General features: G+C 66.0%; 14 protein-coding genes and 1 tRNA gene. 7 read left to right on the top strand and 8 right to left on the bottom strand.

What is annotated here, in order from left to right; genetic code table 11:
* Positions 1-9: 9 nt before the first annotated feature.
* The 4 genes from C8J47_RS08840 to C8J47_RS08855 form a co-directional block, all read right to left on the bottom strand.
* Entirely contained in the window at positions 10-699 is a 690-nt protein-coding gene (locus tag C8J47_RS08840) for an ATP-dependent Clp protease proteolytic subunit (RefSeq protein ID WP_056057974.1), read from the bottom strand.
* Between the two features lie 232 nt (positions 700-931).
* Positions 932-1,858 carry a glycosyltransferase family 2 protein gene (locus C8J47_RS08845; RefSeq protein ID WP_060524405.1) on the bottom strand — a complete coding sequence of 309 codons (927 nt, stop codon included), beginning with the start codon at positions 1,856-1,858 and terminating at the stop codon, positions 932-934.
* Between the two features lie 270 nt (positions 1,859-2,128).
* The gene (gene tig / locus C8J47_RS08850; RefSeq protein WP_121885296.1) at positions 2,129-3,784 is read right to left on the bottom strand and encodes a trigger factor; all 1,656 of its coding nucleotides are present in this window, start codon (positions 3,782-3,784) and stop codon (positions 2,129-2,131) included.
* Positions 3,785-3,852: 68 nt separating this feature from the next.
* Positions 3,853-3,937: transfer RNA gene (locus C8J47_RS08855), tRNA-Leu, on the bottom strand.
* 121 nt (positions 3,938-4,058) lie between these two features.
* Between C8J47_RS08855 and C8J47_RS19170 the strand changes: the two genes are divergently transcribed.
* Together C8J47_RS19170 and C8J47_RS08860 are read left to right on the top strand one after the other, a co-directional pair.
* Complete coding sequence (locus C8J47_RS19170) at positions 4,059-4,214, top strand: hypothetical protein (RefSeq protein ID WP_168371595.1); 156 nt, start codon at positions 4,059-4,061, stop codon at positions 4,212-4,214.
* Positions 4,215-4,216: 2 nt separating this feature from the next.
* On the top strand, positions 4,217-4,435 hold the full coding sequence (locus C8J47_RS08860; protein ID WP_121885297.1) for a hypothetical protein: 219 nt from the start codon (positions 4,217-4,219) through the stop codon (positions 4,433-4,435).
* A gap of 3 nt (positions 4,436-4,438) precedes the next feature.
* On the opposite strand, the gene C8J47_RS08865 is transcribed toward C8J47_RS08860, so the two are convergent.
* Positions 4,439-5,071: a hypothetical protein gene (locus C8J47_RS08865; RefSeq protein ID WP_147454299.1), complete on the bottom strand. Its 633-nt coding sequence runs from the start codon at positions 5,069-5,071 to the stop codon at positions 4,439-4,441.
* A 250-nt stretch (positions 5,072-5,321) separates the two neighbouring features.
* Here C8J47_RS08865 and C8J47_RS08870 point away from each other — a divergent pair, with 250 nt between their 5' ends.
* Entirely contained in the window at positions 5,322-5,882 is a 561-nt protein-coding gene (locus C8J47_RS08870; RefSeq protein ID WP_259467444.1) for a TIGR02281 family clan AA aspartic protease, read from the top strand.
* A 287-nt stretch (positions 5,883-6,169) separates the two neighbouring features.
* Here the strand turns inward: C8J47_RS08870 and gatB are convergent, their stop codons facing one another.
* Genes gatB through gatC form a run of 3 tightly spaced genes read right to left on the bottom strand, consistent with a single transcriptional unit; the run spans position 6,170 to position 9,439 of the window.
* On the bottom strand, positions 6,170-7,651 hold the full coding sequence (gene gatB / locus C8J47_RS08875) for an Asp-tRNA(Asn)/Glu-tRNA(Gln) amidotransferase subunit GatB (RefSeq protein ID WP_121885300.1): 1,482 nt from the start codon (positions 7,649-7,651) through the stop codon (positions 6,170-6,172).
* Between the two features lies 1 nt (position 7,652).
* Positions 7,653-9,137, bottom strand: coding sequence for an Asp-tRNA(Asn)/Glu-tRNA(Gln) amidotransferase subunit GatA (gene gatA, locus C8J47_RS08880; protein WP_121885301.1), 1,485 nt, complete (start codon positions 9,135-9,137; stop codon positions 7,653-7,655).
* Complete coding sequence (gene gatC, locus C8J47_RS08885; protein WP_056048145.1) at positions 9,137-9,439, bottom strand: Asp-tRNA(Asn)/Glu-tRNA(Gln) amidotransferase subunit GatC; 303 nt, start codon at positions 9,437-9,439, stop codon at positions 9,137-9,139. Before gatC ends, gatA begins: the two co-directional genes overlap by 1 nt.
* 142 nt (positions 9,440-9,581) lie before the next feature.
* Between gatC and C8J47_RS08890 the strand changes: the two genes are divergently transcribed.
* The 4 genes from C8J47_RS08890 (at position 9,582) to C8J47_RS08905 (ending at position 13,521) form a co-directional block, all read left to right on the top strand.
* Positions 9,582-10,688 carry a DUF3089 domain-containing protein gene (locus C8J47_RS08890; protein WP_121885433.1) on the top strand — a complete coding sequence of 369 codons (1,107 nt, stop codon included), beginning with the start codon at positions 9,582-9,584 and terminating at the stop codon, positions 10,686-10,688.
* Positions 10,685-11,152 (top strand): Holliday junction resolvase RuvX, encoded by a 468-nt coding sequence (ruvX, locus tag C8J47_RS08895; RefSeq protein WP_121885302.1) that lies wholly within the window; start codon positions 10,685-10,687, stop codon positions 11,150-11,152. The genes C8J47_RS08890 and ruvX overlap by 4 nt, the downstream gene beginning before the upstream one ends.
* A 165-nt stretch (positions 11,153-11,317) precedes the next feature.
* On the top strand, positions 11,318-12,304 hold the full coding sequence (locus C8J47_RS08900; protein WP_121885303.1) for an aspartate carbamoyltransferase catalytic subunit: 987 nt from the start codon (positions 11,318-11,320) through the stop codon (positions 12,302-12,304).
* Positions 12,301-13,521 carry a dihydroorotase family protein gene (locus C8J47_RS08905; RefSeq protein ID WP_121885304.1) on the top strand — a complete coding sequence of 407 codons (1,221 nt, stop codon included), beginning with the start codon at positions 12,301-12,303 and terminating at the stop codon, positions 13,519-13,521. Before C8J47_RS08900 ends, C8J47_RS08905 begins: the two co-directional genes overlap by 4 nt.
* The last annotated feature ends 53 nt before the right edge of the window (positions 13,522-13,574 follow it).

Genomic DNA, 13,574 nt, shown 5'->3' on the forward strand with positions numbered 1-13,574 from the left:
CAGTGTCGTTCAAGCGGGTTTGGGGGCATCCTCGGATACCGCCGGACGCTTGTCGAACACCTCGTCGATCAGCCCGAAATCCTTCGCTTCGTTCGCTTCGAGGAACGTATCGCGGTCCATCCGGCGCTCGATCTCTTCGATCGGCTGGCCGGTATACTGCGAATACAGTTCGTTCATGCGCTTGCGAATACGCAGGATCTCGCGAGCCTGGATTTCGATGTCGCTGGCCATGCCCTGTGCACCACCCGATGGCTGATGGATCATGATGCGCGCGTTGGTCATCGCGACGCGCATGCCGGGCTCACCGCTCGCGAGCAGGAAGCTGCCCATCGACGCAGCCTGGCCGATGCAGACGGTGCCGACGCGTGGACGGATATACCGCATCGTGTCGTGGATCGCCATGCCCGCCGTGACGACACCGCCCGGCGAGTTGATGTACATGAAGATGTCCTTCTTCGGGTTCTCGGACTCGAGGAAGAGCAGCTGTGCGGTGATCAGCGAGGCCATGCCGTCCTCGACGCCACCGGTCACGAAGATGATGCGCTCGCGGAGCAGGCGCGAGAAGATGTCGAACGAACGCTCGCCGCGGTTCGACTGCTCGATGACGATGGGAACCAGGCCTGCGTGCGTCTGCTGCAGGCCGAGCCCGGCGCTGGCCAACGGGCTCGCGAAATCGCCGGTCTCGAACGGATTGTGCATGGAAATCTCTCTTATGCCCCAGTGAACCGCTAACATCGGCGGTCCGAGAGGGGAGTTCAAGCCCTTCGCATCGCCGTATGGGGACGGCTTACCCTCGCCCCTCCGGGGAGAGGGAGGGGCCCGCCTGCGCTTACGGGTGGGAGGGTGAGGGGCGGTTGAGATCCGCCAACCGCCCCTCACCCTCCCGTCGCCAGGTGGCCCCTCCTGCCCTCTCCCCGGAGGGGCGAGGGAGTCAGATGCCTGGGGCGGGGTAGGCCAGGTATGCCAGGCGGCGGACTTCGCGGCGGCCTCTTACGACCGTGTCCAGGATCAGGCCGGTGAAGACGTTGAGCGCGGCGAAGATGCCGAGGCCGGTGATCAGGATCGCGGTCGGGAAGCGGGGGACCTGGTGGATCTCGATATAGGTCAACACCAGCGGGATACCGAGGATCAATGCGAGCAGACCGAACACGCTGCCGATCGCGCCGAAGAACCAGAGCGGCCGCTCGATCCGGTAGAGCGTCATGATCGTGCGGAGGATGCGCCAGCCGTCGCCGTAGGTGCTGAGCTTCGATTCGGAGCCTTCGGGGCGCGCGTAATAGGGCGTCTCGACCTCGCCGATCGGCATCTTGAGTTCGAGCGCATGGACGCTGATCTCGGTCTCGATCTCGAACCCGGCGGACAGCGACGGGAAGCTCTTCACGAACCGGCGCGAGAAGACGCGGTACCCTGAGAGGATGTCAGTGAAGCTGCGGCCGAACAGGCGGGCGAGCATACCGGTGAGCAGCGCGTTGCCGAAGCGGTGGCCGCGGCGGTAGGATTCCTGGACCTGGCTGATGCGTGAGCCGACGACCATGTCGAGCTGCTCGTCGAGCACGCGAGCCACCAGATTCGGGGCGGAGGCGGCGTCGTAGGTCGCGTCGCCATCGGCCATGACGTAGATGTCCGCATCGATGTCGGCGAACATGCGGCGGACGACCGCGCCCTTGCCCTGGATGCGCTCGGTTCGGACGACGGCGCCGGCGGCACGCGCGACCTCGATCGTGCGATCGGCGCTGTTGTTGTCGTAGACGTAGATCGTGGCGCCCGGCAGCGCGTCGCGGAAGCCCGCGATCGTCTGCGCGATCGCAGCGTCCTCGTTGTAGCACGGGAGCAGGACGGCGATTCTAGGTTCGGTCATGCCCTGCCCTTGCATTGAAACGCCACAATCGACGTACGGCGCCTTCAGGCTGAACACCTCGGGCACGGACGCCTCTTCACTTCCTTGTTCTCCCGCGAAGGCGGGAGCCCAGTCTGGGTCCCCGCCTTCGCGGGGAAACAATCCCTTACCGATCCCCATCCACCCGTCACCCCGGGCTTGTCCCGGGGTCCACCGTCCCACATGCTCACCGGGTTGAAAGTGTGCGGAACGGTGGATGCCGGAACGAGCCCGGCATGACGGATGCGAAGCTTACGCCTCGGTCTTGGTCGGAGCCTTCTTCGCGCGCGGCTTCTTCACCGGTGCGTCGGCAGCTTCGGTGCCCTCTGCGTTCTCGGCAGCGACCGGCGACGACTCCGTCACGGCCGTCTCCGCTTCGACCGGAGCCGCCTTCTTCTTGGCGGGCGCCTTCTTCGCAGGCTTGGCCTCTTCCGTCGCGTCCGAAGCCGGTGCCTCGTCCGTCACGGCGTCATCCGAAGCAGCCTCGTCCGAAGCTGGCTTGGCCTTCTTGGCCGCGGCCTTCTTCTTCGGCTTGTGGTTGTCGTGGTCATGCGTGTGCGTGCCGCTGGCGAACCCGTCCTCGCTCTCGATCGCGGCTTCCAGCTCCTCGCGCGTGGCTTCGCGGTCGGTGATCTCGGCCTTCTCGAACAGGAAGTCGACGACCTTGTCCTCGTACAGCGGCGCACGCAGCTGGGCAGCCGCCATCGGCTCCTGCTGGACGTACTGCATGAACTGCTGGCGCTGCTCGGCGGGATATTGCTGCGCTGCCTGGGCGAGCAGACGCTGCATTTCCTGGTTCGAAACCTCGACGCCGTTCGCCTGGCCGATCTCGGACAGGAGCAGACCCAGACGCACGCGACGCTCGGCGATCTTGCGGTAATCGTCGCGCTCGCCTTCCATCTCGGCCATCGCGGCCTCGGGATCGGCCTCGTGCGTGGCTTCGTGCTGGAGCTGCGACCAGATCTGGTTGAACTCGGCCTCGACCATCGACGGCGGCACTTCGAAGTCATGCCCCTCGGCGAGCTGGTCGAGCAGCTTGCGCTTCATGTGCGTGCGCGTGAGACCGTTATGCTCCTGCTCGATCTGACCCTTGAGCAGGCCCGTGAGCTGCTCCAGGCTCTCGAGACCGAGCGACTTGGCCAGATCCTCGTCGATCTTGCTCTCGCCCGCGGTCTTCACCGACTTGACGGTGATGTCGAACGTCGCCGGCTGGCCTGCGAGCGACTTCTCCTGATACTCCTCGGGGAAGGTCACGTTCAGGACCTTGTCGTCGCCGGTCTTCACGCCGACGAGCTGATCCTCGAAGCCGGGGATGAGACGCCCCGAACCGAGCTCGACGCCCATGTCGGTGCCCGTGCCGCCCTCGAACGCGACGCCGTCGGCGGTCTTGCCGACGAAGTCGACGGTGACGAGATCGCCCATCTTGGCGACATAATCGTCAGCCGCGTCGTCCCACTTCTTCTGCTGGTCGGCGAACTTTTGGAGCTGCTCGGTCACAGCGTCGTCGGCGACGGGCACGGTCAGGCGCTCGAGCTTCAGGCCGTCGATCGCCGGTGCCGGAACCTGCGGGAGGACCTCCATCTCGACCTTGACCACGGCGTCCTTGCCGAGATCATAGCCGTCTTCGAGCTCGACCGAAGGCTGCATCGCGGGGCGAAGCTGCTTCTCGGCGACGAGCGTCTGGACGCTCTCCTGGATCGCCGCGTTCAGCGCGTCCTGCGTCAGCGCCGGGCCGTGCATCTTGCGGATGAGGTTCGCCGGCACCTTGCCCGGACGGAAGCCCGGCATCTTCATCTGCGGCGCGAGGCGCTTCAGCTCGACATCGACCTTGGCATCGATATCCTTCGCGGTGATGGTGAGCGTAAAGGCGCGCTTGAGGCCCTCGTTCAACGTCTCGACAGTCTGCATGTCCGGCCTTTGTCTAAAAGAGCATTCAGGATAATTCTTCGGGCGGTCGCCTCGCCTGCGCGGCGGGCTGGTGCGGGCGAAGGGACTCGAACCCCCACATCTTGCGATACTTGGACCTAAACCAAGCGCGTCTACCAGTTCCGCCACGCCCGCACAGGACATCGCCGTAGCGGGCGCGTCTATACCAACGTTGCATGCGGGGGCAAGCACATAGGCAACTCCCAACGCAACCGCGCTCGATTACAGGCGTTGAACATCCAGAAGGAGAGACATCATGGCTACCCAACCCCCGGCAGAATTCCCGACCCCGACGTCGCCCGTCGAGCCGACCGCGCCGCCGCCCGAGTTCAATCCGCCCGCGCCGGACATCGACGTGCCAGCGCCTGGAACGCCGTCGAACGATCCCGCACCCGTCCAGCCGGAGTTTTGAGCGTGAGCGATCCGCATTCCGGCACGAACCCCGAAACGCTCCCCGACGATCGTGACGAGGACACTCGCAGCGATATCGAACAGGCGGTTGAGTCGCGCTCCGACGCGGTCGAGCGCGGCGAAGGCGGCGACGAGCCCGAGACGTTCACGGACAGCGGCCTGCATGATGGCGTCGGTGGCACCGGTGGTGTCGTCAAGAACCAGGACGACGACGCGCAGTAAGCGTCACGAGGACGGCAGATGGTGGTCGGTGCGATACGCATCGACCGCCATCAACAGACCGGCGATTTCCGCCATCGAGAGTAGGAACGAGCGTTCACCGCCGTTTTGCGCCGATATCTTGAATGGCCATGACGGTGTTCCCTCACCCGCATACAGTTTGGCATTAGCATTCAATAGTGGCGCGGCGATCGCAAATCCGATGGTCTCGGACCTCAGGCAGGCAAAGCCCCTCGAACATGATGCCCTCACGCGCGCAATCCGTTGCGTCGCGACTGCGCGCGGCCCCGCGGGCGTTGCATAATTGGCTGTATTCCAGTTCGCCCAACCATAGTCGCGATACCGTATCCTGACATACGCCTGATACGAGGCCCGGCCCGTGGTCTTGTCGATAAAGGCCCGAAGAAAGACATCATCGAGCGCGGGCCCCAGCAACGGCTTTCGCTCGACGAACCCGTTCGCCGTGGTGATCGTCGCGACGGTGTCCAGAGCGTCGTCCTGGAGCGTCGTTCGGGCCTGGAATTGCGCCGGCGTCATCGCCGCAAGCCGCCGCTCGCCACTCGACCGGCTTGATGCAGCCGACGCCTGACCGATGACGAGCGTCAGGATCGCGACCGTTATTCTCCATCTGATCGCCATCTGCCGCCTCCCCGTCTCAGTGAAGCGCGTTCGACTTACATGCGCAATCCGCGGGGACGGCAATTCGGCCAGTTTCGGATCGGTCCTTTTTCGAGCATCGTTCGCCCATGCGTCGGTCAGCACCGATACAGGTTGCCGCGACTACGCTAAGATACTGCATTCACCTCTGTTTCAGGACCCGTCGATCTTCACGCTGCCCAACCCCAGCCAACCGCACACGCTGTATGTTGCACTCGGCATCGCCGTCGTCGTGCTCGTCGTCGCGCAGCGCATTCCGATCGTGCGGACGCTGGTGAATATCGGCATGACGCTCGTGCTGGTCGGCTTGCTGTTCGTCGCGGTCGACCAGCGGCGCCAGTTCGACCCGTATGTCGGCAAGATCGCCCGTTTCCTCAATATCGAGGACCAGCAGGTGGTCGGTGGCGAGGTCCGTATCCGAATGTCGCCGGACGGCCATTTCTGGGCGCGCGCGACGATCGACGGGGTCAGCCGTCGCCTGCTGATCGATAGCGGCGCGACGATCACCGCGATTTCGGAACAGACGGCGGACGCTGCGGGGATCGACGCGCGGGTCGGCGTGGTGCCGATGGTTTTGCAGACCGCCAACGGGTCGATCGCGGCGAAGACGGGGACGATCGCGAGCTTGCGCCTCGGTGCGATCGTTGCGCGGGATTTGCAGGTGGTGGTTTCGCCGGCGTTTGGCGAGACGAACGTGCTGGGGATGAATTTCCTGTCGCGGCTGGCGTCGTGGCGGGTGGAGGAGAACACGCTGATCCTGGTGCCGCATCATCCGCAGAAGGTGGACGCGTAAGGCTGCCTCCATACACAACCACCCCGGCGAAGGCCGGGGCCCAATTGGAAAGGTTGCAGTAACGAAGCGCTGCTCACCGTTATCACCGTCCCCCAATTGGGCCCCGGCCTTCGCCGGGGTGGGTGCGTTGGAGGCGGGCGAACTACACTTCTGCTAGTTCCCTCGCGAACGCGGGGGCCCAGGAATCAAGCAGCGCTGCGTTTCGTTACCCTTGACTCCCGCCATCGCGGGAGAACGGACATGGGCGGGAAACCGGTAGGTGCGGGAGAGCGAGGAAGACGGTAGCCTTAGGAAGCCACCGACTCCCCGAGCATCCCCTTCAGCACCTCATTCACGACAGCAGGGTTAGCCTTCCCCCCCATCGCCTTCATCGTCTGCCCGACGAAGAACCCGAACAGCTTGTCCTTGCCGCCGCGGTAATCCGCAACCTTGTCCGCGTTCGCCGCCATCACCTCGGCGATCACGGCCTCGATCGCGCCGGTATCGCTGGTCTGCTTCAACCCGCGATCCTCGACGACCTTCGCCGCGCCGTCGCCGGTCTCGAGCATCACCTCGAACACCTGCTTGGCGAGACTACCCGACAGTGTGCCGTCGGCGATCAGCCCCAGCAATTCCGCCGCCTGAGCCGGCGACACCGGCGAGTTCTCGATGTCCTTGCCGGTCCGGTTCAGCGCGCCGAACAGTTCCGACGTCGTCCAGTTCGCCGCCGCCGCCGGCTTCGCGCCCGCGTCCAGCAACGCATCGAACCACCGCGCCGCCTCGACTTCGGCAGTCAGCACCGTCGCCTGATACGCGGTAATCCCGAGCGCCTCGTATCGAGCCCGCTTCGCATCCGGCAGCTCCGGCAACGACGCACGGCACTCGGCGAGGAACGCGTCGTCGAGCACCAGCGGCAACAAATCGGGATCGGGGAAGTAGCGGTAATCATGCGCGTCTTCCTTCGATCGCATCGAGCGTGTCTCGTTGCGATCGGGATCGTAGAGCCGCGTCTCCTGCTGGATCTTGCCACCGGCCTCGAGCACCTCGACCTGACGCTTGGCCTCCTGCTCGACCACCGCCATCACGAAGCGCACCGAATTGACGTTCTTCGTCTCGGTCCGCGTGCCGAGCTCGTCGCCGGGCTTGCGCACGCTGACGTTGACGTCGGCGCGCATCGAGCCCTCTTCCATGTTGCCGTCGCACGAGCCTACATAGCGCAGGATCGATCGCAGCTTTCGCAGGTAAGCCCCTGTTTCCGCTGGCGATGCCAGATCGGGCTTCGACACGATCTCCATCAGCGCGACGCCCGACCGGTTGAGGTCGACATACGACTGGGTCGGATGCTGGTCGTGCATCAGCTTGCCCGCATCCTGCTCGACATGGATGCGCTCGACGCCGATCCGCTTGCCCGCGGCATCCGGATTCTTCTCGTCGAGGCTGATGTCGATCGCGCCCTCACCGACGATCGGATGATAGAGCTGGCTGATCTGATAGCCCTGCGGCAGATCGGCGTAGAAATAGTTCTTCCGGTCGAACCGCGACCATTTGTTGATCTGCGCCTCGATCGCCATGCCGGTGCGGACCGCCTGGCGGATGCACTCGCGGTTCGGCACCGGCAGCATGCCCGGCATCGCCGCGTCGACCAGCGACACCTGCGTGTTGGGCTCCGCGCCGAACGCGGTTGCCGCGCCTGAGAAGAGCTTGGCGTTCGACGTCACCTGCGCGTGCACTTCGAGGCCAACCACGACCTCCCACTCGCCGGTTTCGCCCTGGATCCTGTAATCGCTCATGTTACCACCAAGCCTCTGGTCGCGCGGTAAATCCTGCTCGCTGTTCGATCGCGAGCCCTGCGTTCAGCACGCCTTGCTCGTCGAGCGGCTTGCCGATGATCTGAAGCCCGAGCGGCAGACCCTGCTTGTCGAGCCCACCCGGTACCGACATCGCCGGCAACCCCGCGAGCGAAGACGGCACGGTGAAGACGTCGTTCAGATACATCGCGATCGGATCGGCCGACTTCTCGCCGAGCGCGAACGCCGCCGAGGGTGCGGTCGGCGTCAGCAGCACGTCGCACGTCTCCCAAGCCCGCGCGAAATCGCGCGCGATCAGCGTCCGGACTTTCTGCGCCTGCGTGTAATACGCGTCGTAGAAACCGGCCGAGAGCACGTAGGTGCCGATCATGATGCGGCGCTTCACCTCGGGGCCGAAACCGTCGGCGCGCGTCGCGGCGTACATGTCCTGCAAGCCGGCACCCGTCGGCAGGTCGCGGATCCCGTAGCGGACGCCGTCATAGCGCGCGAGGTTCGACGACGCTTCGGCGGGTGCGATGATGTAATAAGCGGGCAGCGCGTATTTGGTGTGCGGGAGCGAGACCTCGACGATCGTCGCGCCGGCATCCTTCATCCAGTCGATGCCCTGCTGCCAGAGCGCCTCGATCTCCTCGGGCATCCCGTCGACGCGATATTCCTTGGGAATACCGACGCGCAGGCCGTTGAGATTGCCGGACAAACCCGCTTCCCACTTCGGCACGTCGAGCTGCAACGAGGTGCCGTCCTTCGAATCGAATCCGGCCATCGCCTCCAGCAGGATCGCGCAGTCCTTGACGTCGCGTGCCATCGGCCCCGCCTGGTCGAGCGACGAGGCGAACGCGATCGTCCCCCAGCGCGAGCAGCGGCCATAGGTCGGCTTGATGCCGGAGATGCCGGTGAACGCGGCGGGCTGGCGGATCGAGCCGCCGGTGTCGGTACCAGTCGCGCCGGGGCAAAGCCGTGCGGCGACTGCCGACGACGAGCCACCCGAAGACCCGCCGGGGGCTAGCGAAGCATTACCGCCGTCGTTGCGCTTCCAAGGCGAGATCACGTTGCCGAACGCTGACGTTTCGTTCGACGAGCCCATCGCGAACTGGTCCATGTTCAGCTTGCCGAGCATCCCCGCGCCCGCGTCCCACAGGTTCTGCGAGACGGTCGATTCGTAGGTCGGCGTGAAGCCTTCGAGGATGTGGCTCGCCGCGGTCGTGGTGACGCCCTTGGTGCAGAACAGGTCCTTCATGCCGATCGGCACGCCGGCCAGCGGCTTGAGCGTCTCGCCGGCTGCGCGCGCGGTGTCGGCAGCAGTGGCGGCGGCGATCGCGTGCTCGGGCGTCTCGACAAGAAACGCGTTCAACGCCTTGGCCTGGCTCACCTTTACGATGAATGCATCAGCAACTTCGCGCGCCTTGAAGCTGCCATCGCGGACGCCGTCGCGGATGCCTGCGATCCCGAAATCTGTGAGGTCGGTCATTATTCGATCACCTTCGGCACGGCGAAGAAACCATGCTCTGCCACCGGGGCATTGGCCAAGACCTGCTCGCGGATCCCGCCGCCGGTCAGCGGGTCGGCGTTGACGACGTCGTCGCGCAGCCGCAGCGTGTTGGGGATGACGGCGGTCATCGGCTCGATACCGGTCGTGTCGACCTCTTCGAGCATCTCGATCCAGCCAAGGATGTTTCCGAGTTCCGGCGCCATGCGGGCGGCGTCCTCGTCGGTGATCGCGATGCGCGCAAGGCTCGCGATCCGCTTCACGGTTGCAGTATCTACGGACATGGGCTGCGGCTAGCACCGGGCGCGCAGGCGGCGCAACACCCTTCGTGTTCCCCCGCGGAGGCGGGGGAACACGAAGGTGCGCGATTGCAACGGCGGCGCGCATACGGCACGGGAGCCGGACCGCCTGCACGGAAGGTCCCGCTTGGCCCGCAAGTTTCTCTATTTCGTCGCCGCGATGATCGTCCTCGCGATCGCCGCCCTGCTCGCCTACCGCCTGTTCGGCACGCAGTTGATGCGCGCGGTGATGGTCCCTAGCGAGACGTTCCAGGCGCAACGCGAAGCCCCGCGCAACATCTACGCACGGAAGATCATGTGGCTCGCGCGGCCCAATGCGCCCGGCAATCCCGCACTCTGGACGCCCCCCGGCTACACGCCCGGCAAGCGCGGCACGGGCGCGGCGATCTTCTTCATCCACCCGACGTCGTACATCAACCGCGACCACTGGAACGCGCCGATCGACGATCCCGAGACCAACGCGCGAGCGGAGTTGTTCCTGCGCGGGCAGGCCAGCGCGTTCAACGAGGCCGGCGACATCTGGGCGCCACGCTACCGCCAGGCGACGTTCGGTGCATTCCTGACCAGCGTCGCGGACAGCGAACGCGCGCTGGCGCTAGCATACGGCGACGTCTCCGCGGCGTTCGACCGCTTCCTCAAGGAAGCCGGCCCGAAGCGCCCGATCATCCTCGCCGGGCATAGCCAGGGCGCATTGCATCTCACCCGCCTGCTTCGCGACCGCATCGCGACCGACCCGAAGCTGAAGGCACGGATCGTGGCGGCGTATGTCGTCGGCTGGCCCGTCTCGCGCACAACCGATCTGCCGAAGATGGGCCTCCCCGAATGTCGCGTACCGGATCAGACCAACTGCATCCTGTCGTGGGAAAGTTTCGCCGAGCCCGCCGACCCCTCGCTGATCGTCGACGCGTACGACCAGACCACCGGCTTCAACGGCCAGCCGCGCAAGGGCACGCCGATGGTCTGCACCAACCCGCTGACCGGCACCGCCGACGCCGCAGCACCCGCCATCGCCAACCTCGGCACGCTCGTACCATCAGCCGACCTGACGACCGCGACGATCGCGATCGGCAGCGTGCCCGCACGCTGCGCCGACCGCGGCTTCCTGCTGATCGGCGAGGGCCCGAACCTCGGGCCGTACGTGCTGCCCGGCAACAATTACCACGTCTACGACTACAGCCTGTTCTGGGCGAACATCCGCGCCGACGCCAACCGCCGCCTGAAGGCTTTCAAATGATCACGCTCTCCGCCGCGCAGTTCCGCGATGCGCTCCCGAAAGGCGGACGCCTGATCGGTCTCGACGTCGGCACCAAGACGATCGGCACCGCGCTCTGCGACGCTGGCTGGAGCTTCGCGAGCCCCGCGCTCCTGATTCGCCGCACCAAGTTCCAGAAGGACAAGGCCGCGCTCGCCGAGATCATCAAGGCGCAGGCGGTCGTCGGACTCGTCATTGGCCTGCCGATCAACCTCGACGGCAGCGAGAGCCCGCGCTCGCAATCGACGCGCGCGTTCGCGCAGAACCTCAAGGACATGGGCCTGCCGATCCTGCTTCAGGACGAGCGCTGGTCGACCGTCGCGGTCACCCGCACGCTGATCGAACAGGACGCGAGTCGCGCCAAACGCGCCGAACTCGTCGACAAGATGGCGGCGGCGTACATCCTCCAAGGCGCGATCGACGCACTGGTCACCGCGCAAATCTGATACTCACCCGTCATCCTGACGAAAGTCAGGATCCAGAGCCAAGAACGGCGCACTGCTAAGGCTCTGGATCCTGGGTCGACCCCAGGATGACGGAGGGGACGGGCGAGACGTATCGTCATCGCCGCGCTTGCCCCCCGCCCCGCGCGCCACTATCCCGCAGCTTTAATGCGAACCTCAGATCACCGCCCCGCCGCCCTCATCGAAGGCGGCGCCGTCTTTCCGCACCGGCATCTCACCGGCATCGACGGGCTTCAGCCACACGAGATCGCGTTCCTGCTCGACGAGGCGGAGACGTGGGTCGGCGCGAACCGGACGCATGCCACACCCGACAAGCGACTGGCAGGGCTTACCCAGATCAACGCGTTTTTCGAAAACAGCACGCGCACGCTCCTGTCGTTCGAGATCGCTGGCAAGCGGCTTGGCGCCGACGTCGTCAACATGCACGCCGCGCAGTCGAGCGTGAAGAAGGGCGAGACGCTGATCGATACCGCGATGACACTCAACGCGATGCGCGCCGACGTCATCGTCATCCGCCATATGTCGAGCGGCGCGGTGCGGTTGATCGCGGACAAGGTCGACTGCCCGGTGCTGAACGCGGGCGACGGGCGCCACGAGCATCCGACGCAGGCACTGCTCGACGCCTTGACGATCCGCCGTCGCAAGGGCGCGATCGCCGGGCAGCGCGTCGTGATCTGTGGCGATCTGCTGCACAGCCGCGTCGCGCGCTCGAACATCCTGGCGCTCACCGCGCTTGCCGCCGAGGTTCGCGTCTGCGCGCCCTCCACGCTGATGCCGCCGATGATCGAGCGGATGGGCGTCACGGCGTTTACCGATTTCGACAAGGCCCTGGAGGGTGCGGACGTAGTGATGATGCTCCGGCTCCAGAACGAGCGGATGGATGGCGCCTACGTCCCCTCCACGCGGGAATATCGGCTGCGCTACGGGCTGACGCTCGACCGGTTGGCGAAGGCGGCGCCCGATGCGCTGGTGATGCACCCCGGCCCGATGAACCGCAGCGTCGAGATCGACTCGGCGGTTGCCGATCACGCCCGCTCGGCGATCACCGAGCAGGTCGAGATGGGGGTGGCGGTCCGCATGGCGTGCCTTGATGTGCTGACCCGACGAGCGCGCGGCGTGGAGGGTTGGGCATGATCCTCGCGCTCACCAACGCGGCCCTCGCCTGCCCCGTCGGCGGCGTGACGAAGGGCAATCTGCTGGTCCGCGACGGCGTGATCGTCGCGACCGGAATCGTCGATATTCCCGCCGATGCGACGGTCGTCGATTGCGGCGGCAAGACGGTCGCGCCCGGGATCGTCGATCTCGGCGTGGCGAAGGTCGACCGTGCCGCGTTCCGCGCCGGCGGGATCGTGCGGATCGGCCTGATGCCCGACCAGTCGCCGGTGCTCGACGACCCCGGCATCGTCCAGCGCGCCGCGTTGATCGGCAAGCCCGACCTCTGGATTCACCCGATCGCCGCCGCAACGCGTGGCCTCGAAGGCCATGACCTCGCCGAGATGGCGATCTGCCTGTCGGCGGGCGCGAAGGCGGTCGGCACGGGCAAGCACTGGATCGCCGACAGCGGCGTGATGCGGCGCGTGCTCGCCTATGCGCGCGATCTCGACGTGACGGTGATCGCGCATGCCGAAGACGGCGGGCTGACCGCCGGCGCGGTTGCAACCGAGGGCGAGACGGCGACCCGGCTTGGCCTCCCCGCCGCACCGGCGGTGGCCGAGGCGCTGGCGATCGCGCGCGACCTGATGCTCGCCGAGGATACCGGTGCGCGGCTCCACATTCGCCAGGTGACGACGGCGTCCGGGTTCGACCTGATCCGCGCGGCGAAGCGTCGCGGCGTTGCCGTCACGTGCGGCATCACGCCCGCGCATCTGCATTTGTCGGAGATCGCGGTCAGTGATTTCCGCTCGTTCGCGCTGCTGTCGCCGCCGTTGCGTGCGGACAGCGACCGTCGCGCGGCACTCGAGGCGATCGCAGACAGCACGATCGACGTGCTCTGTTCGGGCCATGAGCCGCGCGGACCGGAAGAAAAGCGGCTGCCGTTTACGGACTCGAGCAGCGGGATGGCGGGGGCCGAGACGTTGCTCCCGCTCGCACTGATGCTGGTGCGTGACGAGCGCATCTCGCTGGAGCGGCTGTTCGCGCTGCTGGCGAGCAACCCGGCGCGGGTGCTGGGGCTCGATACGGGGACGCTGGAGGTGGGCAAGCCTGCCGACCTGATGCTGTTCGATCAACTGGCGCCGTGGCAGATCGTCGGCGAGGCGTTCGAGGCCGAGGCGGGGAATACGCCGTTCGATGGTCTGCCGGTGCAAGGCCGCGTGTTGCGATTGTGGAAAGGTGGCCGCGAGGTTCTGTAACGCGGGATCGATAACCAACCGTTCCACCCCGGCGGAGGCCGGGGCCCAATTGG

The organism is Sphingomonas sp. PP-F2F-G114-C0414, assembly GCF_003688595.1.
Lineage (GTDB): Bacteria > Pseudomonadota > Alphaproteobacteria > Sphingomonadales > Sphingomonadaceae > Sphingomonas.